Below are 25,244 nucleotides of genomic sequence, written 5' to 3' on the forward strand. Positions count from 1 at the left end.
GGGCGCTGGCGGCGAATGGCAAGACCCGAATCCACGGCTTGTTTTGCTTCTTTATTAATAGCGCGACGTCCTAGTGGAAACAGCGCAAAACGGGTTTTATGACCCTTCCTATTCGCTCCCTTTATTGATGGCACGTGAAGGTCTGGTAGCGGCTGGAAAACCAAGGCGGCAGCGCAGCGATCCTGGCCAGTCTGCGCGAAGAGAGTCAAAAACAGAAGCAAATACAAGGGAGCCAATATTGGCATCTGCGCTGATTCCACTAGGACGTCATGCTATGAAACAAGGAGCAAAAAGCAGCGCTCCTGAAGCGGCTCGGAACAGCCTCTCATGCCGCTGCTGCGCCGCACACCTCGCAATGCGCGTGACGCGGCAGGCTCAGCTCGGTAAAGCGCATGGCGCGGGCATCAACCATGAGCAGGCGGCCTGCCAGGCTCTGGCCGGCGCCGGTCAGCAGCTTGAGGGCTTCAGCGGCCTGAATGCTGCCGACGATGCCCACCAGCGGCGCGAACACGCCCGTGGTGGCGCAGCGGCGCTCGGGCACGGTCTGCGTGGGCGGGTACAGGCACGCATAGCAGGGCGCGCCGGGCTGGCGCAAATCGTGCACTGAAACCTGCCCATCAAAGCCAATGGCCGCGCCCGCCACCAGCGGCACGCGTTGCGCCACGCAGGCGCGGTTGAGGGCGTGGCGCGTGGCGAAGTTGTCGCTGCAATCCACGGCCACGCTGGCCTGCGCGGCCAGCTCGCGCAGCAGGGCCTCGTCGGCGCGGCGGGGCACGGCATGCACCTGCACTTCGGGGTTGAGCGCGGCCAGCGCGGCCTGGGCGGAGGCCACCTTGGGCTGGCCCACGCGCGCTTCGGTGTGCAGGATTTGGCGCTGGAGGTTGCCCAGGTCCACCACATCGTCATCCACCAGCGTGATGCGGCCCACGCCCGCGCTGGCCAGATACAGCGCCACGGGCGAACCCAGGCCGCCCGCGCCCAGCACCAGCGCATGCGCATCCAGCAGCTTTTGCTGGCCCTCGAAGCCGATTTCGTCCAGCAGCAGGTGGCGGGCGTAGCGCAGCAGTTGGCGGTCGTTCATGGCGCGCGGGCTTTTCTCAAAGGCCGATGGCGAAGATGGCCGGCTCGCGCCCTGGCGCAGCGTCCGCGCCCAGCCGGCGCCAGGCGCTGGCGGGCAGCGTGCGGCAGCGGGCCGCAGGCAGCGTCAGCCCCCGGCTCACGCTCAGGCGCGTGGCGGGCTGCAAGGTGTGCGCCAGCGCGTGCAGCAAGGCGGCGTTGCGGTAGGGCGTTTCAATGAAAAGCTGGGTCTGCCCCGTTTTGAGCGCCAGCGCTTCCAGCTCGCGAATGCGCCGCGCGCGCGCCGCCGCTTCCTGCGGCAGGTAGCCGTTGAAGGCAAAGCTCTGCCCATTCAGCCCGCTGGCGGCCAGCGCCAGCAGCAGCGAGCTGGGGCCGGCCAGCGGCTGCACGGGCACGCCCGCCTCGTGCGCAGCACGCACGACGGAGCTGCCGGGGTCGGCCACGGCGGGCAGGCCCGCTTCGCTGATCAGGGCCATGTCATGCCCGGCCAGCGCGGGGGCCAGCAGGGCACGCGCGTCAAACCGCGCACCGCCGCCGCCTGCGTGATCGCCCTGCTTGTGGGCGGCGCGCGGCAGTTCGGCAATTTGCACGGCCTGCAAGGGCTGCGCCAGCGGCGCGATGGCGTTCACGCGCTTGAGAAAGGCGCGGGTGGAGCGGGCGTTTTCGCTCACCCAGAAAGCCAGGCGCGCGGCGGTCTCAATCGCCAGGCGCGGCAAGGCCGCTTCCAGCGGCGCGGGCGGCTCGCAGCCAAAGTCCAGCGGCGCGGGCATCAAAAACAGCGTGCCAGCGGGCAGGGCGCTGGCGGGCGGGGCGGAATGGCTCATGGCGCGTTGCTCTTGGGCTTTACGGCAGCGTCAGCCCGGCGGCGCGCAAAAGTTGCGCGGTGCGAATCAGCGGCAGGCCAATGAGCGCCGTGGGGTCGTCGCTTTCAATGGCTTGCAGCAGGGCAATGCCCAGCCCTTCGCTCTTGGCGCTGCCCGCGCAGTCGTAAGGCTGCTCGGCAAGCAAGTAGCGCTCGATCGTGGCGGCGTCCAGCGTGCGAAAACGCACCGTGACAGTGGCCAGGCTGCTTTGCGCGAAGCCCCGGCTGGCCTGCACCACGGCCACGGCGGTGTGAAACAGCACGGTTTGCCCGCTCATGCGGGCCAGCTGCGCGGCGGCGCGCTCGTGCGTGCCGGGCTTGCCCAGCGGCTGGCCATGCAAATCAGCCACCTGGTCAGAGCCGATCACGATGGCCTGCGGCTTGCAATCTGCCATCGTTTGCGCCACCGCCTGCGCTTTCTCCAGCGCCAGCCGCAAGGCCAGCTCGCGCGGGGCTTCGCCCGCGCGCGGGGTTTCATCCACATCAGGCGCGACCGTCTCAAACGGCAGCGCCAGCCGCGCCAGCAGCTCGCGCCGGTAGCGCGAAGTAGAGGCCAGCACAAGGGCAAAAGAAGCAGAGGCAGACATGGGCGGCGATTTTCCGGCATCAGCCGCATCCAAAGCCCAGGCCCGCCACTTTTAAACCGGTGAGCCTGGAAAGAAAGCAGAGCGGGCGGCATCACTACAAAAACAGAAGCTGATTCAGATGCATGAAAAGCGGCGCCAGCGCCCGTTCCACTAAGACCTCATGCTATGAATCGAGGAGCGAGACCTTTTTGAAATGCCAAAGCGGCATGCCCTGATGGCCGCTGGGCGCAGGCCGGAAGACGAAAGAGGCCCGGCGCGAGCGCTGGCTTTGCACATGCCAGCGCCAGGCGCTTTTTGAAAACCGGCGGCCCGGGCGTGATGAGAGCCTGTTCAAAGCCGTGCGTGAACACGAAACGCAAGCCGGACATGGCCCCGGATCCAACGCGTCTCCAGTTACAGGCCGCCAGCCAGACCTGAATGCCCCCTTGCCTGATGCTGCGGGAAGCGGGAAGGCGGCAGGAAGCTGGTAGGCAATGGGCCTGCCAAGTCAGGGCACCGCGCCTTGAATCCGCTTTCTGATGAAACGGAAACGGCTCTTTGTTTGTTGAAGAACCCGCTGGGCAAACAAGCGGCGGCTGACTTTTTGGGCCGTCATCAGTCAATCAGCCGGCCTTTTGGCGTCTTTGCCATTCTTTTGCCGGCCTGGTTCAGTTGCGCGCCACTTGCCGCAGCGTTACGAACTCTTCGGCCAGCGTGGGGTGAATGCCGATGGTGGCGTCGAACTGCGCCTTGGTGGCGCCGCATTGCAGGGCCACGGCAAAGCCCTGGGTGATTTCGGGCGCGTCAGGCCCGGCCATGTGCAGGCCGATCACGCGGTCGCTGGCGTCATCGACGATGAGCTTGACCAGCGCGCGCTCGCTGCTGCCCGAGAGCGTGTGGCGCAGCGGCCTGAAATCGCTGCGGTACACGCGGATGGGACGGCCCGCCGCGCGCGCCTGCTCTTCAGTCAGGCCCACCGTGCCGATGGGCGGGTGCGTGAACACCGCCGTGGGAATGTTGCGGTAGTTCATCTGGCGCGCAGGCTGCCCCGGCGCGGGGCCAAACAGCTGATCGGCCAGCGCCATGCCCTCTGCCAGCGCCACGGGGGTCAGCGCCATGCGGCCCACCACGTCGCCAATGGCGTAAATGCCCGGCGCGCGCGTGGCGAAGTGTTCATCCACTTCGATGTGGCCGCCCGCATCCGCCGCCACGCCGGCGGCGGCCAGGTTCAGGCCGCGCGTGTTCGGCTCGCGGCCCGTGGCGTAGAGCACGGCGTCTGCGGTGATGATCTGCCCATCGGTCAGCTCCACTTGCCGCGCGCCATCCGCACCGGCGCTGATGCGCCGCACATCGCAGCGCGTAAGCACCCGCACGCCCGCCTGCTGCATTTGCCCGGCCACGAAGGTGCGCACTTCGTCATCAAAGCCGCGCAGCACCTGCTCGCCCCGGTAAACCAGCGTGACATCAGCGCCCAGCCCGTGAAAGATGCTGGCCATTTCGCAGCCGATATAGCCGCCGCCCACCACCAGCAGGCGGCGCGGGAAGGCGGGCAGGTCAAACATTTCGTCTGACGTGATGGCCAGCTCGCCGCCCGGCACGCTGGCGCGGCGCGGCATGCCGCCAGTGGCAATCAGCACGTGGCGGGCGGCATGGGCCGTCTGCCGCCCGTCAGCGGCCCTGACTTGCACGCCCTGCAAGCCGCCCGCTTGCGGCCCCAGCAGGCCGGCCTGGCCGCGCAGCACGGCAACGCCCGCCTGCGCCATCAAACCTTCATACACGCCGTTCAGGCGCGCAATTTCCTGCGCGCGGGCGCTTTTGAGCGCGGCCCAGTCCAGCTGCGGCGCGGCTGCTTGCGGCCAGCGCCAGCCAAAGCCGCGCGCCTCTTCAAATGCTTCGGCGTAGCCGGCGGCGTAGCTGTAGAGCTTTTTCGGAATGCAGCCCACGTTCACGCAAGTGCCGCCCATGCGGCTGCCTTCGGCCAGCGCCACGCGTGCGCCGCGCTGCGCCGCCATGCGGGCCGCGCGCACGCCGCCGGAGCCGCCGCCGATGACGAACAGGTCAAAAGAAGAGTCAAGCAAAGAATCAGGCCGGGTCATGTGTTTTTCCTCTGAGGTAGTGCCACAAAAAGCTTCGCGCCACGCGCGGCGGAGCATTGTCTGCCGCCCGCGCACGCCTTGCTGCAAGCCACCCCCCCAGCCTGGCCGGGTGCGGAGAAAGCCGCCTGCAAAGGCCTGGGCGCAGGCGGCAGGCGGCAGGCGGCAGGCGCGCAAGCCTTTGCATACCTGCATTCCATGCCCGCATCCTGCCCTCTTATTTTGCTCCTTTATCCATAGCATGATGTCCTAGTAGAATCTGCGCTGAATGGTATTTCTTGCCTATTAGATTTGCTACTGTTTTTGAATTTATGTGGCGTGCAGGAGTGCGCCGAAAGTGCCGCCTTATTCATCACATTCATCAGCCGTGTCTGACAGAGGCAGTCTTTTGCCTTTGCGCCCCAGGTCATTGCTGCAAGCAGGTTTCAAAGCAAGGCTGAATTGAAAGCGCCTGGTTGTGCGCCAGCGCGCATGAAAAAGGCACCGGGGCCTGATGGCTCTGGCGTGTTTTTTCACGTCAGATTTTTCTCTGTTCGCTGACCTGAATGCGCAAGCGGCCCGCAGCCATAAAAAAGGCCACGCCTGAAAAAAGGCGTGGCCCGCAAGTGGCCTCCGCGAGGGAGGCTCCAAGGAGACAAACGGTATCAGCGCTTCTTGCTGCCGCTCTTGGCCAGATTGGCTGCGTTGGCGGTAACGGCGTTGAAGTTGGCTTCGGCCACGGTGGAAGCTTGCTTCACGGCTTTTTGCACCGATTCATAAGCATTGTTGGCGGCAGCCACGGCGCTTTTCATCATGGCCACGGCGGTTTCAGAGCCGGCTGGGGCGTTTTGCGCGGTGTTTTCCACCAGGTTGGACAGCTGCGTTTGCGACTCGGCCACCTTGGCTTCCACAGCCTTGCCGAATTCGGCGCTTGCGCCTGCGGCAATGTCATACAGATGGCGGCTGTAGGCGGCGGTTTTTTCTGCCAGAGGCTGGAACACGCTGGCTTGCAGGGCGAGCAGCTCCTGCATGTCCCTGGCGCCCAGCAGGGCCTGCGCGTGAGCGGCTGATTCGTCCAGCATGGCCTTGGTGGCCGTCATGTTCAGCTCAACCAGGCGCTCAACGCTTTCAAAAGCCTTGGTGGTCAGGTCGTGCAGGGCTTCCATATTGGCTTTCTGGGCGGCCAGCAGTTGTTCAGGGGTCAGCATGTAGATTCCTTCAAAAACATAAAAGGGGAAAAAACCGCTGCCATGCCACAAAAAGCTTGTTGCAGTGCAGCAAGGGAATTTTAGAAGCGTCGATGCGCATTGCAAGCATTTTTTGTGCGTTGCAACAAGACGCAGATCAAGAAAGTGTTGATCACGGGGGCTTGAGGCCTGCTCGAATTCCGTTCGCAGGCGCAAAAAGCGCGGACCCGGACGTTCTTGGGCCTTGCAGCCCATGCGGATCTGCGTTTTTGCCTCTCGCGGCCAGGCTCTGAGCAGCTTCCAACAGGAAGGAGCGCGTTTGAAAAGGAGTTTGGAAGCCTGCCTCCCCCCATCAGGCGGGCGGCCATGGAGCGCTTGGAGAGCGCAAAAAGACTGCAAAGCGAAGCAGCTGTACGGCCTGATTCAAAGAATGCAGACGCGCGAGAAAAGGCTTTCGTACTACCCGTCAGAGCAAAGCTGTGAATCCATCAGAAATCACTGAAATTGATGGGATCAGTGAAAGAGGCGAAGGGAAAACGGCGGGTCTAGAAAAGAGAAAAGGCAAACGGAATTCCAGCTGGTTTTCAAATTGGCCCCCTTGGCATCGCTGCCTCATGCTGGCTCCGCCAGTGGGCCAGCTGGCTGGCCGCCTCTGCGACCGGCTCCCGGCCCTGGCGCAGCTAACGGGGCTGGCGCCGCCAGCGCTTGTATCGCACGTGCAGCCACCAGCCCAGCGAAACCAGCGCGTAGGTTGCCAAGCCGCCCGCACAGGCGAAAACAGCCAGGCCCACGATGAGGGGTTTGCCCAGCGCCTGAATGTGCTGCCACAGGCCGGGCGGCGGCGCGCCATGGGAGCCGGAAGCGGCGCTGACTGCTTCGGCTGCCGGAAAGCTGGCGGGAGCGGCGCCTTCATGGCCGGTGAGCCATGCGCCCGTGCGCCAAGCCAGGTAGTAGATGGGTGCGAAGGTAATGGGATTGGTCACCAGCGTGCTGCCCATGGCGGCAGGCACGTTGGCGCGCAAGACAACGGCGGTGGCCGCCGAAAGCGGAATTTGCGCCACGGGCAGCAGAAAACCGAAAAAAATGCCAATGGCCATGCCCAGCGCCACGCTGCGGCGCGAGAAGTGCCAGAGCTTGCGCTGCCCCAGCCAAGGGGCCAGCCAGCGGGTTGCGCGGTGTTTGGCGAGTTGCTCGCGCGTGGGAATGAATCGCAGGAAATATGAGAAAAATTTCACGGTGGGGCCTGATTTCCGGAATCAGGAGAAACGGCTTATTTTCGTGACAACCGGAATATGGAAACTACAATAAGTTACTTCATGCTGCTGGTTTTGTTCCGGCATTTGCCATTGGCGATATTTTTGAGGATTTTTCATGACCCGACAACTTGATTTACTGCGCCGCCCGCTGATCAGAGCCGCAGGACTGGCTGCTTCAAGCGCCGTCTGCCTGGCAGCGGCGGCGCAAAGCGCGCCCGCGCCAGCCCCCGCAGCGCCCGTGACGGCGCCCGGGGCCTGCCAGCCGCTTTATCTGGCGCTGGAAACAGGCCATCTGGAATCGGCCCCCATGCTGGTGGAAGCCCTGCACACGCAAGGCGTGACGGCCACATTCTTTTCGGCCAATGAAAAGCAGAAAAACGGCAAAACCTCGCTGGACCGCGCCTGGGGGCCGTGGTGGAAAGCGCGCGCCCGCGAAGGGCATGACACGGCCGCGCGCACCTGGGACCGTGTGGAATGGAATGGCGACCTGCCGGGGCGCGAGCCGCGCTTTCGCATGCGCATACACGACGGCGCTTTTGCCGGGCGCGAGTTCACCTGGAAAGGCAGCAAGTACTGCGAGAACCTGGACAAGTCCGCCGAGCGCCTGAACTACTACACCGGCAAGCCGCCGCTACAGCTTTTTCACGTGGAAGGGCGCGCCTCCCCCCGCTTGCTGGAAACAGCCCAGTCCTGCGGCTACAAGCACGTGAACTGGACGCCCGCCTCCTTTCTGGTCAGCAAAGACTGGATCGAAGGCAAAAAGCCCTATGACGAGCTGACCCGCAACGCCCTCAAGGCGCTGCCGCTCCAGCCCGTGCTGCTGGTGGGCACCAGCATGTGGGAAGGGCACGACGGCTGGGTCACAGGCGGCATGCTCAAGCAGTTCATCGGCCACGCCAAAGCGCTGGGCTACTGCTTCAAGCCCCTGCGCGAGCACCCTGACTACCAAAGCTGGCTGCAAGAGCACCCGTATGAGGACAAACCGTGAACGCCCCGGTGTTCGGCCTCATCGTCATCGGCGATGAAATCCTCTCGGGCCGCCGCAGTGACAAACACCTGGCCAAGTGCATCGAAATCCTGGCCGACCACGGCCAGGCGCTGGCCTGGGCCGAATACGTGGGCGACGAGCCGCAGCGCATCACCGCCACGCTGCGCCGCGCCTTCGCCTCGGGCGACGCGGTGTTCTGCACCGGCGGCATCGGCGCCACGCCAGACGACCACACGCGCCAGTGCGCCGCAGCCGCCCTGGGCGTGGCGCTCAAGCCGCATCCTGAAGCCAGGGCGCTGATTGATGCGCGCATGCAGGCTGTCGCGCGCGAGCAGGGCCAGCCCTGGCAGCCCGATCACCCCGACCACCAGCGCCGCCTGCAAATGGGCGTGCTGCCAGCGGGCGCGCGGCTCATACCCAACAGCTACAACCAGATTCCCGGCTTCAGTTGCAGCGGCCCCGGCGGCGGCGCAGTGCACTTCATGCCCGGCTTTCCCGTCATGGCTTGGCCCATGATGGAATGGGTGCTGACGCACGAATACGCCGGGCGGCTGGACACAGGCGCGCGCCAGCTGGAGCGCTCGGTCATCATCTTCGGCTCCATCGAGGCGGCGCTCACTCCCGTCATGGAGCGCGTGGAAGCGGCGCACCCCCAGGTGAAAGTCTTCAGCCTGCCCAGCATGGATCACCCCGAATACGGCCGCCACATCGACCTGGGCGTGAAAGGCCCGCCGCCCGCCGTGCAAGCCGCCTACGCCGATTTGCGCGCCTGGCTGGCGCCGCTGAACCTGCGCTACGGCCCTGAAATCACCCGGCCTTGAGAATCTGTTCAGAGCCCATCCATTGGCGCGGGAAGTGCGGACTTGGGCGCGGACGTCCTCACTCGCTCATTTCAGCAAAGTGTTGGGTCAGCACCTGCCGCTGCGCGCCGGTCTTGTCGCTTGGGTACATGGAGAAGCCTGGCTATTCATTCTGGGTTTGAAGACAGGCTCTGAGGCAGGCCGGGGCTGAATGTGGAGCATGTGCCGCCGGCCCCGTTTCGCTCTTCTATTAATAGCGTGATGTCCTAGTGGAATGTGCGCGAAGCGGTGTTTTCGGCCCTTTGATTAGCTCCTGTTTTTGATGTGACCAGGCGGGCAGGGGCCGTCCGGAACAGGCTATTGCGGGCGCTGTTTCATTCATGTCAGCCGCGTTGGCTTCATTCTGTTTCCGCATCGCCGGTTGCGCGGCTGCCTTCGCGGGTTTGTGTTTTGTTTTCCGTTTCGTCTTCCGCCTCTTTCCATGCCTGGCTGGCGGGCGCTGGCTCAATGGCCTGCAAATGCTCGTCTACCAGGCCGGCGAGCAGGGCGCGGCCATCGGGCAGGGTGCGGAATTCGCCGTAGCGGGCCTGCTGGAAGGGGCGGCCACGGCCTTCGGGGAAGTGGTAGGCGTCGGTCACAAGCGTCCAGCGGCCGTTTTTGTGCAGCACGGGCAGCAGGCGCTCATCGGCGGCCAGCGTTTCGCCGGGGCGGGCCACGCGCAGCGGCTGGGCCACACCGCGCGCATCCAGCCGGGCCACGATGCGCGGCGCGGGCGCCCAGGGCCGGTTTTCACGCACGGCCAGTTCGCCAGCGATGTTGGCGGGCAGGTCAAAGCGCAGCGCCATGTAGTCGCCCTGCATGAGCGAGCGCGGATCGGCCGGGGCCAGCGCCACGTAGATTTTTTCGCCGCGCGCGATGACGGCTTCCTTGCCGGCCACGTCGTGCCGCACCAGCGTCAGCGCGGCCAGCGTGCCCAGGGCGATCAGCGCCAGGCTGGCCCACGCGGCGGCGCTGGCGGGCACGGCAGGCGCCAGCAGGCTGGCGCTGCTCCATGCCTGCCGGGCGCGGCGGCTGGCTGTGCCCCAGCGCAGCGCGGCCAGCAGCGCGCCCAGCGCCGCGCCGGTGGCGGCCAGCACGGCGGCTTTTTGCACCAGCGGCCAGTGCAGGGCGTAATAAAAGCCTGAAAGGCCGAGCAGCAGAACAAATAGCGCCAGCGCCAGCAGGCGGCGGCGGTGCGTGCCCAGCGCCACCGTGCCTACCAGCGTGACCACGCCAATCAGCGGGATGAAAAAGCACGCCAGCAGCAGCACGCCATAGGCCAGCGCGAACAGCCCCAGGCTGCGCGCGCCAGCTTGCCGCAAGCGCCAGTGCCGCATCAGCCAGCCAGCGGCGGCCAGCGTGAGGGCCAGTTGCAGCGCGGCCCCCAGGCCCAGATGCAGCAGCGGCACGGCTAGCGCGCCGGCCTCTGCCGAGCCTGACGCCAGCTTGCGCAGCGTTACGGCTGCGAAAAAGTGGCTGGCATTGACTTGCGTCACGCACAGCACCAGCGCCACGCCCATGCCTGTCAGGGCCGGTGAGCAGCGCGCCTGCGCGGCAGCCAGCCAGTGGCGGCCAGGCACGCGGCCTTCGCTGGCCACCAGCACGGCCCATGCCAGCGCCAGCACGGCGGCGTTGATGGCGTAAACGGGCATGCCCATGCTCCAGGACAGGAAACCGTCATGAAACAGCGTCCAGCGTCCGAACAGCCCCAGGGCCACCACCGTGGCCTGCGCGGCCAGCAGCGCCTGTGCCCAGGCAGGCCCGGCCAGCGCCGCGCTGGCCGTCAGCACGGCCAGAAAAATCAGTCCGAGCGTGTCTGGCAGAAGGCCGTCTTCAGGCCCCATGAAGCCGAACGTCATCAGGCTCAGATACAGCGCCACCAAACCGGCTTGCAGCACGGCAAAACCGATTTGCGCGTGCGCCATGCCCACTGGCGGGCGCAGCATGAAAGCGCCTGTTGCCAGCAGCGCGCCCGAAATCGCCAGCCGCACCAATGGCACGGACAGCATGTTCCAGAACAAAAAGCCCACCAGCGCCAGCAGCGGCCACACCAGCAGCTGCGAGCCGAAAAAGCCCATCACCGCAAAAATCCAGTGCGACAGCCCTTCGCCGCGCGCCTTCTTTTCGCGCCACTGCGCGGTCCACTCGGCCGCTTGCGGCGGCAGCAGGCCCGCGTGAATGCCCAGCCCGGTCAGGCGCAGCTCAGGCGGCAGCGCGCCCGCGCGTTTTTGCGCTTCAGATGCGTGATGCATGTTCATGCTCCTTTGTGCCCACTGTTTTTTTTACCCGCAGCCTTCTTCAGCCAGCCACTGCCTTTGCAGCCGCAGCAGCAGCGCGGCGCTGCCGCCCAGGCACGCAGCCGAGACCACGGTGCCCACCAGCAGCATGCCCATCACGTTGGTATTGCTTTTCAGCAGGCCATAGCCCAGCCCTGCCAGCAGCAGCAAATCCAGTGCCAGCAGCGCCAGCCCCAGCGCCGCCACATCGCGCAGCCGCGCCATCAGCCCGCCCGCCGCCGCAGTCAGCAGCAGACAGATGGCGTAAAGCGCGCCGCCCCCCCGTTCGATCAGCCCTATCAGCCCCATCAGCCCCATCGCCACCCAAACCGGCAGCACGGCCAGCGCCGCCACGCGCATCAGCAGCAGCGAAGGCGCGCGCCCGCCCGCCAGCCAGTGCGCATGGCGAGGCGGCGCCAGCCCCAGCCAGGTCAGCAGCCAAGGCAGCGCCAGCAGCAGCGCCCAGCCCGCCAGCGCCAGCTGCAGGCGGGGATGCGCCAGCTCGTACCGGGCCAATTCCAGCGGCAGCCCCCACAGCGCCAGCGCCAGCGCCGCCAGCAGCAGCCAGGCCGCCCACAGCAAGGCGCGGCGCGCAGCCAGCACCCACGGCAGCGCCAGCGCGGCCCAGGCGGCGAAAAGCTGCCAGGGATCGGCCCCCGTTTGATACGTCTGCCCCACAAACGCCAGCAAAGCGCCCAGCGCCAGCGTGGCCAGCAGCAGGCAGACCGTGCGCAGGCGCGGCAGGGCCAGCGCCGCCAGCGCGGGCAGCAGCACCGCCGCCTGCAAGGCATTGAATTTGAAAGCGCGCGTTTGCTCCGGCCAGTTGGCCGCCACCCAGAACACCAGCCCCGCGCCCAGCAGCAGCGCCGCCACGGCCGCCAGCGCCCCCTCCAGCCAGCCGCGCAAGGCGGGCGGCCGGGCGTGCAGTTGCGACATTTGCCACAGCTGCCGCGCCTGCGCCGCCTCCAGGTTGAAACGGCGCACCAGCTGATGAAGCAGCTCATGCATGGAAAACACTCCTTTTTGCTCTGTTTCTGATAGCTGCCCGCGCTTGATCTACGGGCGCAAACGGCTTATTGGGGTATGAGAACCTGTTCCGGGGAGCATGAAAGCCGGGCCGCCGGAATGCCGCGCCCGCGAGGCCGGCAGACCATCTCGCGCCGCCGGATGCTACTGCCTGCTACGGCCGGTAAATAGGGCCGGTAAATTCCGCGCCATGCCTTCGCCCTGGTACGCCCACAAGATTCCTCCGCCCGTGATCGACGCAGCTTGCGCTGCCCTCATGTGGCAGCTGGCCCGCAGCGTGCCTGCCGGGCAGCTCTGGCCGCCGGGCGGCTGTGCGTGGGTCTGGGCGGCAGCCCTGGCGCTGGCGGCGGCGGGCGGCACGCTGGCGCTGGCGGGCGTGTGGGCCTTCGCGCGATCGCGCACCACCGTCAATCCGCTGGCGCCGCAGCGCGCCCGCGCGCTGGTCACGGGCGGCGTGTATCGCTACACGCGCAACCCCATGTACCTGGGCATGCTGCTGGCGCTGGCAGGCTGGGCCGTGTGGCTGGGCAATGCCGCTGCGCTGCTGGCGCTGCCGCTTTTTGTGGCGGTGCTCAACACCTTGCAGATCCGCCCTGAAGAAGCTGCGCTGCGCGCACGCTTTGGCGCGGACTATGCCCGCTATGCGCAGCGCGTGCGGCGCTGGGCGTAGCCCTTCCGCGCGGGCTGGAAGCGCTGCGGGCCATTCATTCCGGCGCTGGCAGGCGGCTTTTGAAAATGCCAGCCTTCATCACATGAAAAAACCGCCCGGCAATGGCTTCGGGCGGTCATTTTCAGTTCATTCAAATCATGAATCCGGACATTCACGATGATTTCCGCCGCTGATTCATTGTCTTGAATCAGGCGTTCATATCCCCGGGAAAACATGATTCGCCGGGTAATAAAACAAAATGCCAGATTGATTTTCTTTTTTCATCAGCCGGATGGTTTTGGCGTGGCCGCTGTTTCAGGGAATGAATGGGCACCACGGGCAAGCCGCAGGCGTGGCGCCGTTTAGCTACTCTATCAATAGCGTGATGTCCTGGTGGAAACTGCGCGGAGCGCCTTTTTTGCCCCTTGGATTTGCTCCTGTTTTTGGTGTGTCTGATGCCAGGCGTCACGGCTTGCTGCGGCGTTTTTCGCGGCTGGCAGGCGAGCTGGCGGCGCGCTGTTTGCGCAGCAGCCGGGCTTTGGGTTCCCTGGGCGGCTTGGCGCGCACTTCATGGCCGCAGGCGCGGGAAGCGGCCTGGCGTTCCTGCTCAAACTGCTCGGTATCCACGCGCTGCGGCTGGGTTTGCAGGCTGCGCAGGGCATTGCGGCAGGCCCAGCTGTTTGAGTGGTGGCTGCTGGCGCGGCCTGTACGGTTGGCGGGCGGTGCAGCCTGCGCGGCTGCGGCGCGCTGGTCTTGCGCGCGGCCTTCGCTGCCGTCCATGCTGTTGGGGCGCAGGGTGATGGGGCCTCCGGCTTGTGCGCTGGCGCAAGGCTGGTCAGAGTAGGTGACAGGGCCGCCGGGCGTCTGGCATTTGTGGGCCTGCGCCCAGGCCGGTGCGGCCAGAAAGAGGGCCAGGGCGGCAGAAGCGGCGTGGGCGGACAGACAGCGCATGAGGGGTGAAAGGCGAGGACAAGGGTGGGGCGAAGGGGCCTGAGCCGCTCAGCCGCGCTTTTCCAGCGTCATCTGGCTGCCTTCGCGGCGCATGCTGAAGTGGTTGAGAAAGCTGTTGCCCAGCAGCACGAAGGGCATGGGAATGGGGGTGACGACGGTTTCCACGTTATGCACGGTGACATTGCCTACGCGCACTTTGTCCACGTGGATTTGCCAGCCGCGCACGATGCCATTGGCCGTGCGCAAGCCCACAGGGCGGCCGCTCTGGTAGTCCAGCCCGATGCGATCGGCTTCGGCATGGCCGATGGCAAGCGCCGTGGCGCCGGTATCCACCATGAACTCCACGGTTTTGCCGTTGATGCTGCCGCCGGTGACGAAATGGCCGCGCGCGTCAGCCGTGAGCACGATGCGGCTGTTGCCGGTGCCGCTCACATTCACGGGCGTGGCGCCCACGCGCAAGGTCAGTTGCTTGCCGTCGGCCAAGACAACCGCCTGATCCGCGCCGGTGGAGATGACTTTAACGCCCTGTGCGCTTTCGCCCGGCGCCAGCGCGCGCGGGCGGCCGCCGTTGATGACCAGCAGCGCTTTGCTGCCCATCATGCCTTGCAGGGAAACGTTTTGCGCCGCTGCCGGAAAGGCGGCAAACAAGGCGGCAAGCAAGACAAAGGAAGGTGAGTGCATAAGGTTTTTTTCAGTCGCGAAAGTTGTTGAACGACAGCGGCAGTGCGCTCATTTCCTTGCGCAGCAGGGCCATGACGGCTTGCAAGTCGTCTTTCTTGGCGCCCGTCACGCGCACGGCTTCGCCCTGGATGGCGGCCTGCACTTTCAGCTTGCTGTCCTTGATGAGTTTCTGAATCTTCTTGCCGTCTTCCGTGGCGATGCCGCTGCGCACTTTCACCACCTGCCTGACTTTGTCGCCGCCAGCTTTTTGCACTTGGCCCTTGTCCAGAAAGCGCACGTCCACGCCGCGCTTGGCGAGCTTGGCGCGCAGGATGTCTTCCACCTGCTGGAGCTGGAAGTCGGCATCGCCCAGCAGGGTGATTTCCTTGTCCTTGAGTTCAATGGCGGCGCTGGTGCCCTTGAAGTCAAAGCGCGTGCCGATTTCCTTGGCGGCGTTGTCCACCGCGTTGCGCACTTGCACCATGTCGGGGTCGCACACCGTGTCGAATGAAGGCATCTGTATCTCCTGCAACAAAAAGGCAATGCCACAATTGTCACATGCTTGTCTCCCGCCAGGCCCCCTTGCAGAGCTTCAACACCTTTGGCATCGCCGCGCGCGCTGCCGCGCTGGTGCGCGTGCGCAGCGAGCAAGACTTGCGGCAGGCGCTGGCCGCCCCGGATCTGGCGGGCCTGCCGCGCCTGGTGCTGGGCGGCGGCAGCAACATCGTGCTGGCCACGGGCGAAGTGCGCGCCGCCGTGCTCAAGATGGAAGTGCCGGGGCTGCGCGTGCTGGAGCAGACGGCGCGCCACACCATCGTGGAAGCAGGCGCGGGCGAAAGCTGGCACGGCTTTGTGCAATGGACGCTGGCGCAGGGCCTGCCGGGGCTGGAAAACCTGGCGCTCATTCCCGGCACGGTGGGCGCAGCGCCCGTGCAGAACATTGGCGCTTACGGCGTGGAGCAGCAAGACCGCTTTCATTCGCTGGATGCCATTGACTTGCGCACGGGCCGCCCCTTCACGCTGGACGCGGCGCAATGCGCCTTCGGCTACCGCGATTCCATCTTCAAGCACGCCCCCGCCGAGCCGGGCGGGCTGGGCCTGGCCGGGTGCGCCGCCATCTTGCGCGTGCGCTACGCCCTGCCGCGCCAGTGGCGGCCCGAGCTGGGCTACCTGGATTTGCAGCGCCGCATGGCGGAAGAAGGCGTGGCTGCGCCCACGGCCAGCCAGATTCGCGATTGGGTGGTGGCCATCCGCCGCGCCAAGCTGCCCGATCCCGCCGTGCTGGGCAACGCGGGCAGCTTTTTCAAAAACCCCACCGTCACGGCCGAGCAGTGCCGCGACATCATTGCCCGCGAGCCGCAAGTGGTGCATTACCCGCTGCCCGATGGCCGCGTCAAGCTCGCCGCTGGCTGGCTGATCGACGCCTGCGGCTGGCGCGGCAAGCGCATGGGCAACGCGGGCGTCTATGAAAAGCAGGCCCTCGTGCTGGTGAACCTGGGCGCGGCCGACCACCCGGCCACGGGCGGCGAAGTGATGACGCTGGCCAAGGCCATTCAGACCAGCGTTTACGAGCGCTTCGGCATTCGCCTGGAGCCGGAGCCGATGGTGGTTTGAGCGCCGCTTCGCCCGGGGCTGCGCTTTCGGCCCTTACGGCCAGGCGCTGAGCAGGCCCTCAGGCGGGGGCCGCTTCAAAGCGGCCGTAGCTTTGCAGGCGCTGGTAGCGGCGCTCCAGCAGCTCTTCAGGCTCCAGGGCGCTGAGTTGGCGCCAGGCTTCGCCCAGGGCGCGCTTGAGCAGGGTGCACATGTGCTGCGGGTCGCGGTGCGCGCCGCCTGTCGGCTCGCTGACTACTTTGTCGATCAGGCCCAGGCTTTTCAGGCGCGGGGCCGTGATGCCCAGCGCTTCGGCGGCTTCGGCGGCTTTCTCGCCGGTTTTCCAGAGGATGGAGGCGCAGCCTTCGGGGCTGATGACGGAATAGATGGCGTATTGCAGCATCAGCGTCTGGTCTGACACGGCAATGGCCAGCGCGCCGCCGGAGCCGCCTTCGCCAATGATGGTGGTGATGATGGGCGTGCGCAGCTGCGCCATTTCATAGATGTTGCGGCCGATGGCTTCAGACTGGCCGCGCTCTTCGGCGTCGATGCCCGGAAAAGCGCCGGGCGTGTCCACGAAGGTGAAGACGGGCAGGCCGAATTTCTCGGCCGTTTTCATCAGCCGCAGCGCCTTGCGGTAGCCCTCGGGGCGCGTCATGCCGAAGTTGCGCAGGGTGCGCTCCTTGGTGTCGCGCCCTTTTTGGTGGCCGATCACCACGCAGGCATGGCCGCCAAAGCGCGCCAGGCCGCCGATGATGCTCTGGTCGTCGGCAAAGTGGCGGTCGCCGTGCAGCTCAATGAAGCCGGTGAACAGGCCCTTGACGTAGTCCAGCGTGTAGGGGCGGTCGGGGTGGCGGGCGATTTTGGTGATTTGCCAGGGCGTGAGGCTGCGGTAGATGTCCTGGGTGAGCTTGAGGCTTTTCTGGCTGAGGCGGTCGATTTCTTCGGTGATATCTACCGCCGCCTCATTGCCCGATTGCATGTTGCGCAGCTCTTCAATCTTGTTTTCGAGTTCGGCGATGGGCTGCTCGAAGTCGAGAAAGGTGCGTTTGGCCAAGGGCCTACTCCTGTGTGTGCGGACAAGCGGGCAATGTTAGCGGACGTGTCTCGCGGGCATGGCCGCAGGCCGCGCTGTTTTCAGGGGGGCTGGCGGGCGGCGGAATCAAGGGGGCTTATTTCGCTCCTTGATTCATAGCATGATGTCCTAGTGCAATTTGCGCCAATGCCGTTTTTGGGTGCCCTGAATTTGCTCTTTTTTCTGAACTGGCTGCGCGGCTTGCGGCAATGCCGTCATGGCTTTTGCAGCCAGGCGAGGGCGCTGGCTTTGCTGGCGAGCAGGGCGGCGCCCGGCTTTTCGGCGCGGAGCCAGTTTTGCCAGCGCGCGGCGTGCCCGGCCTGGGCCGCTTCGTCTGCGGGCACGAGCCAGAGCGCGGTGCGCGGCGCGTGGCGGGCGGCTTCGCGCAGGAAGCGGGCGGCGCCCCGGTCAGGGCTGGCGCTGGCGTGGCAGGCCAGCAGCAAGGCGGCGGGCGGGTGCGCGGCCAGCTCGGCCAGGGCGGCCTGGCGCTGGGCGCTGCTGCCATCCACATTCAGGATGCGAAGCGCGGGGCTGGCCGGCAGGGCAGGGGGCCAGGGCAGCTCCGGCGGCAGTTCAAAGCCGATGAGCGCGGGCGCTGCGCTGGCGGCGTGGGCGCTGGCGGTGCTTTCGCTGCAAGGGGCGGGGCGCTCGGCGTCCATGACGACGGCGGGCGCGAGGGCATCCAGGCGGGCGAAGACTTGCCGCACGTGCAGCAAGGCTTCGGGCGAGTCTGCGGGCAGGGCGGCATCGGGCTGCGCAAGGCGGCCCAGGCCCTGCCGCCAGCGCCACAGGCAAAAGGCGGCCAGCAGGGCGCGCGGCAGCAGGCCGTAGGTGAATACGCAGCCCATGAGCCACCAGGCCCAGACGCTTTGATTCGCGGCGGCGGCGCTGGATGCGAGAGTGGCGGAGGCCGGAGCCGATGCCGCCAGGGCCTGCTGCACGGCGGCGGCGTCGGGCACGGCAAAGCCCAGCCGCGCGGGCAGCCAGCCGCTGGCTTGCACGAAGGCGGCGAAGGCGTGGCTGCTGAGGATGGTGGTCTCCCAGGTCAGGCTGTAGGCGCGAAAGGCAAAGTCAAACAGCAGCAGCGCCAGCGCCAGCGCGAAGGCCAGCGCCCAGATGCCGTGGCTGATGCCGCCCAGAAGCCAGGGCCAAAGCCGCAGGCGCTGCAAGACGGTGGCGCTGGCATCGAGCAGCCGGGCCGCATTCGCGCCGGAGCGCGCCAGGCGGCGGCTGGCGCGCGAGGCGACCCGCTGTGCCATGCGTTGGGCCAGCCGCCAGGCCATCCGCCCCAGCAGCGCGCCGCCGCTGGCTTGAGGCAGTTGTCCGGACAGCCGTTTGGGCAGCATGAGCGCGGCCAGCCAGACGGCCAGCGCCAGCAGGTGCGGCCCCAGCAGGGCGGCCAGGGCCGCAGCGGCGTTGATGGTGCGCTCCGCGCCCAGCGCGGCGCGCTCCAGCCCCAGCGCGGCCAGGGCCACGGCCAGCGCCAGCGCGATGAGGGCCAGCGCCAGCGCGGCGCGCGCCTGCTCCAGCGCCTGCGTCAGCCCCAGGCGCTCGCCCAGCAGCCAGGCGCGGCGCAGGTATTGGGCCGGGCGCTCGCCCGGCTTTTCGCGCGCGGCCTGGCGCAGCGCGCCGGCGTCGTCCAGCCAGCCCGTGCTTTCCAGGCCCTGCACGGCCTGCGCGATGACGGCCTGGGCCAGCGGGGTGTCAGCAGGGGCATTCATGCGAGGGGCGCGTGAAGAAAAAAGCGCGTGAAGAGGGGGCGGGGGCAGCGAGGAGGCCGCTTTGCTGATTCAAAAACAGGAGCTGATTCAGGGGCATGAAAAGCAGTCCCTGCGCAGTCTGCACTAAGACCTCATGCTATGAATCAAGGAGCTAAATCAAAGCGAAGGTGAAGAAGCAGAGGCGGCGGCCCCGCCTCGCTTCGCGCGGGCTTACTTTTTGGCGGCGGCGATGCCGTCGGCAATTTCCTTTTTTGCGGCTTCAGGGCCGTCCCAGCCCAGCACCTTGACCCATTTTCCTGCTTCCAGGTCTTTGTAGTGCTCGAAAAAGTGCGTGATGGCGCGCGTGAGGCTTTGCGGCGCGTCGTCAGGCGTTTTCCAGCCGTCATACAGCGGCAGCTTTTTGGAAACGGGCACGGCCAGCACCTTGGCGTCGTTGCCCGCTTCGTCTTGCATGTTCAGGATGCCGATGGCGCGGCAGGTGACGACCACGCCAGGCGGCAGCGGCACGGGAGTGACGACCAGCACGTCCACCGGATCGCCGTCGCCGGCCAGCGTCTGCGGCACGTAGCCGTAGTTGGCGGGGTAGTACATGGCGGCGCTCATGAAGCGGTCCACGAAGAGGGCGCCGCTTTGCTTGTCCACTTCATATTTGATGGGGTCGCCGTGCATGGGAATTTCAATGACGACGTTGAAGGCTTCGGGCGCTTTGTCGCCGGGGGTGACGTTTTTCAGGGACATGTGAGCATTCCTTTCGGCAAAGAGGATTCAAAAGGGGCGGATTCTAGGAATTCGCCAGCCTGACGCTGCGGCTGGCCGCAGCAGAGCGAAAGAATGGAAGCGGGAGACTGGAGGCGTCTTCGCGCGGCAAGCGGTTGCGCCCGGGCGCGGCGGGCGTTCAGGCAGGGTGCATCGCAAAGCGCGCCGGGCGCCAGGCTGACTCTTTGGCCTTGGGGCGGGCTTGCGGCCGTCATGCGGCAAGGGCGCTTGCGCCTGGATTCGCGCTTTGCCTGGGCCGCTTTGATGCTTGCCGAGACCAGCGCCAGCGGATTGGGGCCGGGCGTTGCCGGATCGGAATTTCTGGAAGGGCCGCGACGGCGGGCCAGGCGGGCTGAAGCCCTTCATGGGCCTTTGCGGCGCGCCATGAAAGGCTGAAATAAAAGCTGAAGTGGAGCGGGCGATGGGAATCGAACCCACGTCTTGAGCTTGGGAAGCTCAGGTCCTGCCATTGAACGACGCCCGCAGGGCAAAGACTTGCAAAGCGCGCGATTCTATATCGCAGGCTTGTGCCGCAGGCGCAGACCTAGAATGCACGGCTTTTCCTCTTGCCATTTCATTCACCCCACGAGGTTTTCCCATGAACGACTGCAATTGCGACTGTGACAGCGGCGGCAGCCAGCGCCTGGCCATCAACCGCCGCAGCGCCAACATCACCCAGGGCAAGGCGCGCGCGCCCAACCGCAGCATGTACTACGCCATGGGCTACGAGGAAAGCGATTTCCAGAAACCCATGATCGGCGTGGCCAATGGCTACAGCACCATCACGCCGTGCAACAGCGGCCTGCAAAAGCTCGCGGACGCGGCCATTGCCGGCATTCGCGAAGCGGGCGGCAACGCCCAGGTGTTTGGCACGCCCACCATTTCAGACGGCATGGCCATGGGCACCGAAGGCATGAAATACAGCCTGGTCAGCCGCGAAGTCATTTCCGACTGCGTGGAAACCTGCGTGCAGGGCCAGTGGATGGACGGCGTGGTCGTCATTGGCGGCTGCGACAAGAACATGCCCGGCGGCATGATGGGCCTGCTGCGCGCCAACGTGCCGGGCATTTACGTGTATGGCGGCACCATCCTGCCGGGCAAGCTGCACGGGCAAGACCTGAACATCGTCAGCGTGTTTGAAGCCGTGGGCGAAAACGCCGCCGGCAAGATCAGCGACCAAGAGCTGAAAGACGTGGAGCAGCACGCCATTCCCGGCACCGGCTCCTGCGGCGGCATGTACACGGCCAACACCATGTCGGCCGCCTTCGAGGCCATGGGCATGAGCCTGCCGTACTCCAGCACCATGGCCAATCCGCACGACGAAAAACAAAACTCCGCGCGCGAATCGGCCAAAGCCGTCATCGAAGCCGTCAAAAAAGACCTCAAGCCGCGCGACATCGTCACCCGCCAATCCATCGAAAACGCCGTGGCCGTCATCATGGCCACGGGCGGCTCCACCAACGCCGTGCTGCACTTTCTGGCCATTGCCCACGCAGCGGGCGTGGACTGGAGCATCGACGACTTCGAGCGCATGCGCAAGAAAGTGCCCGTCTTTTGCGACCTCAAGCCCAGCGGCAAATACCTCGCCGTCGATCTGCACCGCGCCGGCGGCGTGCCGCAAGTGATGAAGATGCTGCTGAACGCGGGCCTGCTGCACGGCGACTGCATCACCATCACCGGCAAAACCGTGGCCGAAAACCTCAAGGACGTGCCCGATGAGCCGCCCGCCGGGCAAGACGTGATCCGCCCCTTTGACGCCCCGCTCTACAAGCAAGGCCACCTGGCCATCCTCAAAGGCAACCTCTCGCCCGAAGGCGCCGTGGCCAAAATCACCGGCCTGAAAAACCCCGTCATCACCGGCCCCGCCCGCGTGTTCAACGACGAGCAAAGCGCCCTCAAGGCCATTCTGGATGGCCGCATCAAGGCGGGCGACGTCATGGTGCTGCGCTACCTCGGCCCCAAAGGCGGCCCCGGCATGCCCGAAATGCTCGCCCCCACAGGCGCGCTCATCGGCGCGGGCTTGGGCGAAAGCGTGGGCCTGATCACCGACGGGCGCTTTTCCGGCGGCACCTGGGGCATGGTCGTCGGCCACGTGGCCCCTGAAGCCGCAGCAGGCGGCGCCATCGCCCTGGTGGAAGAAGGCGACAGCATCACCATCGACGCCACCCGGCTGCTGCTGCAACTGAACGTGCCCGAAGCCGAAATCGCCCGCCGCCGCGCCCAGTGGCAAGCCCCCCCGCCGCGCTACACGCGCGGCGTGCTCGCCAAATTCGCCTTCAACGCCTCCAGCGCCAGCAAGGGGGCGGTGCTCGACAATTTCTGACGGCCCCCGCCAGCCTTGCAAAAACGCGCCTTCAAGGCGCGTTTTCTATGAGCGCCCCCAATCCCCAAGTGCAACACTGCCAAGGAATTGAGAGGCCCTGAGAGGCCCTGAACCACCGAGCCTGCATACCAATCAGCGAGAAAGGCGCTGGGCGGCCGCACGCCGCTCTGTATGCCCAGTGCTTGCAGCAGCTGAGCGTGCAGGGGGCAGTGCACTGAGGCGGTGTGCGGTTGGGGTTGGGGTTGGGGCTGCCCCCGTCTTCCGGCCGAAAGCCGCTATGCTTTTAAAAGCGCCAGCAGACTCGCCAGCCATGAAAAACCGTGCTGTGCGAAGCCTCAGCGCGGCGCGCCTGGCTCGCAGCGGCTGTCAAAGCGGCGCTGGTTGTATTTCATGCCCACAATGTTTTCGCCGCTCATGAAATTGCGCCATGGCAGGCCGCGCCGGGCCAGCTCAGCCGTGAAAGCGGCGCGGTCGCTTTCATAGCGCTTGAATTCATTGCTGCGGCAATCGAAGAGGAAATAGGCCAGTTGATAAGTCTGGACTGCGGAAGCGGCCGACCGGGGCGTTGCTGCGGCCTGCTCTGATGCCAGGGTGCCATAGGCATAGCCGCGCTCGATGTACCAGCTGTCCAGCTGGCTGACCCAGCCCACGGTTTTCCTGCCGACTTGCAGGCGGTAAGGTGCCCGCGCGCCAGAAAACAACGGCTGACTGACGCGCAGATCGCCTAGCACCGCGCCCGAGTAACCCACCGTTTGCTTGAGCAGGTACGCACCGGCCAGAAATACCAGCGCAAGCGCCGCCAGCACGCCCCAGCCCAGCGCCCTGCCCGCTGACAGGCGGGGCGGGCGGCAGCCGCAGCGCAGCCCCCGGCTGGCGCTGCCAAGAGGTTGGACGCCAGGTGGCCGAGCGGGCAGCTGCGCTCGCGTCATGCACGCACCTTATTGGGAATACACGCCATCAATGGGCACGGTCCAGCGCTCTTCAACGTCATAAGGCGTGCCATAGGGGTCCCACGAGCCGTGAACCCAGTTGAAGGTGTCATAGGGGTCTTCAAACCTGTCGGTGTAGTGGTATTCGATGTGGCCTGTGATCTTGTAGGCGCCGTCGTCTTGTTTGACTACCGTGCCCTTGAACTCGCCCTCGAGCATGCCGCTGCCCATGGCCCAGACCATTTCATCGCCCCATTTGTACGCGTTTTTGAAGCGGGTCTCGCCCTGAATCACTTGCTGGATGAAGCGACCCTGGATGCTGCCTTCTTTGCCGAAGGCGCCGTCCTGGTTCACCAACTGCTTCAGGTCGACGCTCAGGCCCCTTTCTGTCAGTGTCATGGGTTTTCCGCTGTTGTCAGCGTAGTGCTTGTACATACGCATGTTGCCCCACGGGTTGAGCTGGTTCAGCCATTCTTGCGTACTGGCGTTGATGCTTTTGGCGTCGTTGAGCTGCTCGGTGATGCCGCTCGCATCGGTTTGCATCAGCCGTGTCAGCTTGCCCTGCAATGACTGGGCCACCTTGTCGGCGCCAACGTTGCCCACAGGAAAGCCCGTGTCTGCGCGCACCTGGTCCAAGCCCTCAGATGCTGCGGCAAACACCCTGGCCTTGACAGCTGGGTCGGCACTGCCTTTGGCCACTTCCAGCAGTTTTTCCAGCTGCTGCGGGTCGTAGCTGACGCTGGTAGTGGCGGCGCCCGGGTCGATAACGGTGGTGGTGGTGGTCTTGTTCAGTCCGGCGTCCACCACGGCCTGCAGGGTCTTGTCGTCCATCTTCTGGATGGCCTGGTTGAACGATGCGGCATCGCCGCCCAGGCTGTTGAGCACATCCAAAATGGCCTCGGCCTCTTTGTCTCCCGTCTCAGTGCTGACAGCGCCCAGGTAGGCCTGCGTGTGAGAGTCGCCATTTGCCGTGCGCGGCGCCATTTCTTCGATAAAGGCCAGCTTGGTTTCGGCATCGGCGTGCCGGGCCACGGCCTGTCCCATGGCTATGACGTCTTGTCGGCTGTCAAAGGCCTGTGCCATGCGGCCCAGCTGCTGGCCGTCTAGCCCTTGCGCCAGGGTATTGAACAGATCGCGCCGTTCATCAGCAGACAGGCCCGATGCACCGAACAGACCGCTGGCGTTGACATCGTCGGCCAGCGCCCTGAGGTCTGTATCCGAAATTTGCCCGATGGCCGCATTGCGTTCATCCTTTGATAAATCTTTCAGCTCGCGCACGGTTTGTTTGAGACTGTCATTGCGGCCCAAACCTAAAAACCCGTCGTTATGAACGCGCTGGCTGACGTTTCGCGCCACTTCGGCAGTAGTTGCCATGTCTTTTCCCTCCAAATAAATGGAAAACATGCCCGCTATACCAGGAGACTGTGCAAGCACGGCGGCATGATGTGCAAAGCCTTTCAGGCGCGTGTATCCACTTGCCACAGGCTGCGCCTGCCCTGACGTGCCACAGCCATTGGGCAGCGCAAGGTCGCAGAAGTCCCAGAACAGCCCAGGCAAAAACCGCCCGCATCGCCTCACTGGCGGGTGGCAGGCACTTTCTTTTTTGCAGCAATCCCAACGTGGGTCGCAGCGGCAAACAGACAGCTTTGGCACGGGCGTGGCCCTCTTCTGGCTCCAGCCAGCCCAGCCCTTGCCCAGAGCTGTGCGCTCGCGGCAGTGCACCCATCGGGCCAAGGCATCGGTTACTCATCTTTTCATGGCTGAATGCGCTTGTCCAGCGGGCGGAAATGGCCTTTTTGAAATAGCCTTTTTGATTTGACAATCCTGCTGCACTTTCCGCGCGCATGCGCAGCGCCAAGCGGCGCGGCGCGCCCAAGGCAATAACCTGCTGCACGCCAGATACGCATCCGCGAACGCTGCAACGAGGAAGAAAAATGGCCGTTTTTCACAAGGTCTGGCCAAGGTTGACCAGCGGCGCTGCGACACCGGCGAGCGCCGGGTGCTGGTGCTGCACCAGCTCAAGCGCCTGCTGTCTGACGACTGCCTGGTCTGGCACGACATACCCGTAGGAACCCAGGCCAGGCAGCCTGACTTCTTCATCTTCAGCCCGCGCCAGGGCCTGCTGGCGCTGGAGGTCAAGGAGACGCGACGCCCTGGCGCATGAGCAGGAACATTTCAGGGGGCAAGCTGCTGTTTTCCCTATGGCTGGGGCGTGGTTTTTTCCGGGTTGAACGAAAAGGAGCTGGACGGCACCGATTTCTTCGATCTGTTGCCACGCCACAAACGATGAACCTGACGCAAGAGTAAATGGCCCGCCCCTGGGTCACGGTGCTGCTGGGCACGCCACCCATCGCCTGGCTGGTGCTGGCCATGCTCTGGTTCGGCACGGGCGACGGCACGCCCGTTTTCACCGTCTTCATCGCCAGCTTTCCCGTTGTTTT

23 protein-coding genes and 1 tRNA gene are annotated in these 25,244 nt (G+C 65.6%); 6 read left to right on the top strand and 18 right to left on the bottom strand.

Annotated features, from left to right (window positions below):
• Positions 1–325 precede the first annotated feature (325 nt).
• The 6 genes from QB898_RS08580 to QB898_RS08605 form a co-directional block, all read right to left on the bottom strand.
• Positions 326–1,081 carry a HesA/MoeB/ThiF family protein gene (locus QB898_RS08580; RefSeq protein ID WP_279524605.1) on the bottom strand — a complete coding sequence of 252 codons (756 nt, stop codon included), beginning with the start codon at positions 1,079–1,081 and terminating at the stop codon, positions 326–328.
• A gap of 16 nt (positions 1,082–1,097) precedes the next feature.
• Positions 1,098–1,901, bottom strand: coding sequence for an SAM-dependent methyltransferase (locus QB898_RS08585; RefSeq protein ID WP_279524606.1), 804 nt, complete (start codon positions 1,899–1,901; stop codon positions 1,098–1,100).
• A 19-nt stretch (positions 1,902–1,920) separates the two neighbouring features.
• Positions 1,921–2,526 (bottom strand): Maf family protein, encoded by a 606-nt coding sequence (locus tag QB898_RS08590; RefSeq protein WP_279524607.1) that lies wholly within the window; start codon positions 2,524–2,526, stop codon positions 1,921–1,923.
• 647 nt (positions 2,527–3,173) lie between these two features.
• Positions 3,174–4,601 (bottom strand): glutathione-disulfide reductase, encoded by a 1,428-nt coding sequence (gorA, locus tag QB898_RS08595; protein ID WP_279524608.1) that lies wholly within the window; start codon positions 4,599–4,601, stop codon positions 3,174–3,176.
• A gap of 641 nt (positions 4,602–5,242) precedes the next feature.
• Complete coding sequence (gene phaP / locus QB898_RS08600; RefSeq protein ID WP_279524609.1) at positions 5,243–5,785, bottom strand: TIGR01841 family phasin; 543 nt, start codon at positions 5,783–5,785, stop codon at positions 5,243–5,245.
• A 659-nt stretch (positions 5,786–6,444) separates the two neighbouring features.
• On the bottom strand, positions 6,445–6,999 hold the full coding sequence (locus tag QB898_RS08605) for a DUF2062 domain-containing protein (protein WP_279524610.1): 555 nt from the start codon (positions 6,997–6,999) through the stop codon (positions 6,445–6,447).
• 136 nt (positions 7,000–7,135) lie between these two features.
• On the opposite strand from QB898_RS08605, the gene QB898_RS08610 reads away from it, so the two are divergent.
• A complete protein-coding gene (locus QB898_RS08610) occupies positions 7,136–8,008 on the top strand; it encodes a polysaccharide deacetylase family protein (protein ID WP_279524611.1) in 873 nt (290 codons plus the stop codon).
• A complete protein-coding gene (locus QB898_RS08615) occupies positions 8,005–8,829 on the top strand; it encodes a competence/damage-inducible protein A (RefSeq protein ID WP_279524612.1) in 825 nt (274 codons plus the stop codon). Before QB898_RS08610 ends, QB898_RS08615 begins: the two co-directional genes overlap by 4 nt.
• A 377-nt stretch (positions 8,830–9,206) precedes the next feature.
• On the opposite strand, the gene QB898_RS08620 is transcribed toward QB898_RS08615, so the two are convergent.
• Both QB898_RS08620 and QB898_RS08625 read right to left on the bottom strand, forming a co-directional pair.
• Positions 9,207–11,099, bottom strand: a complete 1,893-nt coding sequence (locus QB898_RS08620; RefSeq protein ID WP_279524613.1) for a GDYXXLXY domain-containing protein — start codon at positions 11,097–11,099, stop codon at positions 9,207–9,209.
• A gap of 30 nt (positions 11,100–11,129) precedes the next feature.
• The gene (locus QB898_RS08625) at positions 11,130–12,131 is read right to left on the bottom strand and encodes a DUF2157 domain-containing protein (protein ID WP_279524614.1); all 1,002 of its coding nucleotides are present in this window, start codon (positions 12,129–12,131) and stop codon (positions 11,130–11,132) included.
• Between the two features lie 208 nt (positions 12,132–12,339).
• On the opposite strand from QB898_RS08625, the gene QB898_RS08630 reads away from it, so the two are divergent.
• Entirely contained in the window at positions 12,340–12,819 is a 480-nt protein-coding gene (locus tag QB898_RS08630; RefSeq protein ID WP_279524615.1) for a methyltransferase family protein, read from the top strand.
• Here the strand turns inward: QB898_RS08630 and QB898_RS08635 are convergent.
• The 4 genes from QB898_RS08635 to QB898_RS08650 all read right to left on the bottom strand — a co-directional run bounded on the left by QB898_RS08635 (position 12,789) and on the right by QB898_RS08650 (position 14,926).
• Entirely contained in the window at positions 12,789–13,034 is a 246-nt protein-coding gene (locus tag QB898_RS08635; RefSeq protein ID WP_279524616.1) for a hypothetical protein, read from the bottom strand. The genes QB898_RS08630 and QB898_RS08635 overlap by 31 nt on opposite strands.
• A 229-nt stretch (positions 13,035–13,263) precedes the next feature.
• Positions 13,264–13,749 carry a DUF4124 domain-containing protein gene (locus tag QB898_RS08640; protein WP_279524617.1) on the bottom strand — a complete coding sequence of 162 codons (486 nt, stop codon included), beginning with the start codon at positions 13,747–13,749 and terminating at the stop codon, positions 13,264–13,266.
• A 48-nt stretch (positions 13,750–13,797) separates the two neighbouring features.
• Positions 13,798–14,430 (bottom strand): retropepsin-like aspartic protease family protein, encoded by a 633-nt coding sequence (locus QB898_RS08645; protein ID WP_279524618.1) that lies wholly within the window; start codon positions 14,428–14,430, stop codon positions 13,798–13,800.
• 10 nt (positions 14,431–14,440) lie between these two features.
• Entirely contained in the window at positions 14,441–14,926 is a 486-nt protein-coding gene (locus QB898_RS08650) for a YajQ family cyclic di-GMP-binding protein (protein ID WP_102284051.1), read from the bottom strand.
• 41 nt (positions 14,927–14,967) lie between these two features.
• Here QB898_RS08650 and murB point away from each other — a divergent pair, with 41 nt between their 5' ends.
• Positions 14,968–16,023, top strand: coding sequence for a UDP-N-acetylmuramate dehydrogenase (murB, locus tag QB898_RS08655; protein WP_279524619.1), 1,056 nt, complete (start codon positions 14,968–14,970; stop codon positions 16,021–16,023).
• A gap of 58 nt (positions 16,024–16,081) precedes the next feature.
• Here murB and QB898_RS08660 read toward each other — a convergent pair whose 3' ends face one another.
• The 4 genes from QB898_RS08660 to QB898_RS08675 form a co-directional block, all read right to left on the bottom strand.
• Entirely contained in the window at positions 16,082–17,056 is a 975-nt protein-coding gene (locus QB898_RS08660) for an acetyl-CoA carboxylase carboxyltransferase subunit alpha (RefSeq protein ID WP_050714538.1), read from the bottom strand.
• 233 nt (positions 17,057–17,289) lie between these two features.
• Positions 17,290–18,795 (bottom strand): DUF2868 domain-containing protein, encoded by a 1,506-nt coding sequence (locus QB898_RS08665; RefSeq protein ID WP_279524620.1) that lies wholly within the window; start codon positions 18,793–18,795, stop codon positions 17,290–17,292.
• 210 nt (positions 18,796–19,005) lie between these two features.
• Positions 19,006–19,533, bottom strand: coding sequence for an inorganic diphosphatase (gene ppa, locus QB898_RS08670; RefSeq protein ID WP_050714536.1), 528 nt, complete (start codon positions 19,531–19,533; stop codon positions 19,006–19,008).
• 428 nt (positions 19,534–19,961) lie between these two features.
• Positions 19,962–20,035, bottom strand: a tRNA-Gly gene (locus QB898_RS08675).
• A gap of 114 nt (positions 20,036–20,149) precedes the next feature.
• Here QB898_RS08675 and ilvD point away from each other — a divergent pair.
• Entirely contained in the window at positions 20,150–21,874 is a 1,725-nt protein-coding gene (gene ilvD / locus QB898_RS08680) for a dihydroxy-acid dehydratase (protein ID WP_279524621.1), read from the top strand.
• A 335-nt stretch (positions 21,875–22,209) separates the two neighbouring features.
• Here the strand turns inward: ilvD and QB898_RS08685 are convergent, their stop codons facing one another.
• Positions 22,210–22,803: a hypothetical protein gene (locus tag QB898_RS08685; RefSeq protein ID WP_279524622.1), complete on the bottom strand. Its 594-nt coding sequence runs from the start codon at positions 22,801–22,803 to the stop codon at positions 22,210–22,212.
• Between the two features lie 9 nt (positions 22,804–22,812).
• The gene (locus tag QB898_RS08690; protein ID WP_279524623.1) at positions 22,813–24,177 is read right to left on the bottom strand and encodes a hypothetical protein; all 1,365 of its coding nucleotides are present in this window, start codon (positions 24,175–24,177) and stop codon (positions 22,813–22,815) included.
• Between the two features lie 625 nt (positions 24,178–24,802).
• Between QB898_RS08690 and QB898_RS08695 the strand changes: the two genes are divergently transcribed.
• Positions 24,803–24,967: an NERD domain-containing protein gene (locus QB898_RS08695; RefSeq protein WP_279524624.1), complete on the top strand. Its 165-nt coding sequence runs from the start codon at positions 24,803–24,805 to the stop codon at positions 24,965–24,967.
• The last annotated feature ends 277 nt before the right edge of the window (positions 24,968–25,244 follow it).

The organism is Ottowia cancrivicina (assembly GCF_029813755.1).
In the GTDB taxonomy this organism is placed as follows: domain Bacteria; phylum Pseudomonadota; class Gammaproteobacteria; order Burkholderiales; family Burkholderiaceae_C; genus Ottowia; species Ottowia massiliensis.

Excerpts from the sequence above, each read along its gene's own strand:
- QB898_RS08580 (WP_279524605.1), bottom strand. The coding sequence starts at position 1,081 with ATGAACGACCGCCAACTGCTGCGCTACGCCCGCCACCTGCTGCTGGAC.
- QB898_RS08585 (WP_279524606.1), bottom strand. The coding sequence starts at position 1,901 with ATGAGCCATTCCGCCCCGCCCGCCAGCGCCCTGCCCGCTGGCACGCTG.
- QB898_RS08590 (WP_279524607.1), bottom strand. The coding sequence starts at position 2,526 with ATGTCTGCCTCTGCTTCTTTTGCCCTTGTGCTGGCCTCTACTTCGCGC.
- gorA (WP_279524608.1), bottom strand. The coding sequence starts at position 4,601 with ATGACCCGGCCTGATTCTTTGCTTGACTCTTCTTTTGACCTGTTCGTC.
- phaP (WP_279524609.1), bottom strand. The coding sequence starts at position 5,785 with ATGCTGACCCCTGAACAACTGCTGGCCGCCCAGAAAGCCAATATGGAA.
- QB898_RS08610 (WP_279524611.1), top strand. The coding sequence starts at position 7,136 with ATGACCCGACAACTTGATTTACTGCGCCGCCCGCTGATCAGAGCCGCA.
- QB898_RS08620 (WP_279524613.1), bottom strand. The coding sequence starts at position 11,099 with ATGCATCACGCATCTGAAGCGCAAAAACGCGCGGGCGCGCTGCCGCCT.
- QB898_RS08625 (WP_279524614.1), bottom strand. The coding sequence starts at position 12,131 with ATGCATGAGCTGCTTCATCAGCTGGTGCGCCGTTTCAACCTGGAGGCG.
- QB898_RS08630 (WP_279524615.1), top strand. The coding sequence starts at position 12,340 with ATGCCTTCGCCCTGGTACGCCCACAAGATTCCTCCGCCCGTGATCGAC.
- QB898_RS08635 (WP_279524616.1), bottom strand. The coding sequence starts at position 13,034 with ATGTTTTCCCGGGGATATGAACGCCTGATTCAAGACAATGAATCAGCG.
- QB898_RS08640 (WP_279524617.1), bottom strand. The coding sequence starts at position 13,749 with ATGCGCTGTCTGTCCGCCCACGCCGCTTCTGCCGCCCTGGCCCTCTTT.
- QB898_RS08645 (WP_279524618.1), bottom strand. The coding sequence starts at position 14,430 with ATGCACTCACCTTCCTTTGTCTTGCTTGCCGCCTTGTTTGCCGCCTTT.
- QB898_RS08650 (WP_102284051.1), bottom strand. The coding sequence starts at position 14,926 with ATGCCTTCATTCGACACGGTGTGCGACCCCGACATGGTGCAAGTGCGC.
- murB (WP_279524619.1), top strand. The coding sequence starts at position 14,968 with ATGCTTGTCTCCCGCCAGGCCCCCTTGCAGAGCTTCAACACCTTTGGC.
- QB898_RS08665 (WP_279524620.1), bottom strand. The coding sequence starts at position 18,795 with ATGAATGCCCCTGCTGACACCCCGCTGGCCCAGGCCGTCATCGCGCAG.
- ppa (WP_050714536.1), bottom strand. The coding sequence starts at position 19,533 with ATGTCCCTGAAAAACGTCACCCCCGGCGACAAAGCGCCCGAAGCCTTC.
- ilvD (WP_279524621.1), top strand. The coding sequence starts at position 20,150 with ATGAACGACTGCAATTGCGACTGTGACAGCGGCGGCAGCCAGCGCCTG.
- QB898_RS08685 (WP_279524622.1), bottom strand. The coding sequence starts at position 22,803 with ATGACGCGAGCGCAGCTGCCCGCTCGGCCACCTGGCGTCCAACCTCTT.
- QB898_RS08690 (WP_279524623.1), bottom strand. The coding sequence starts at position 24,177 with ATGGCAACTACTGCCGAAGTGGCGCGAAACGTCAGCCAGCGCGTTCAT.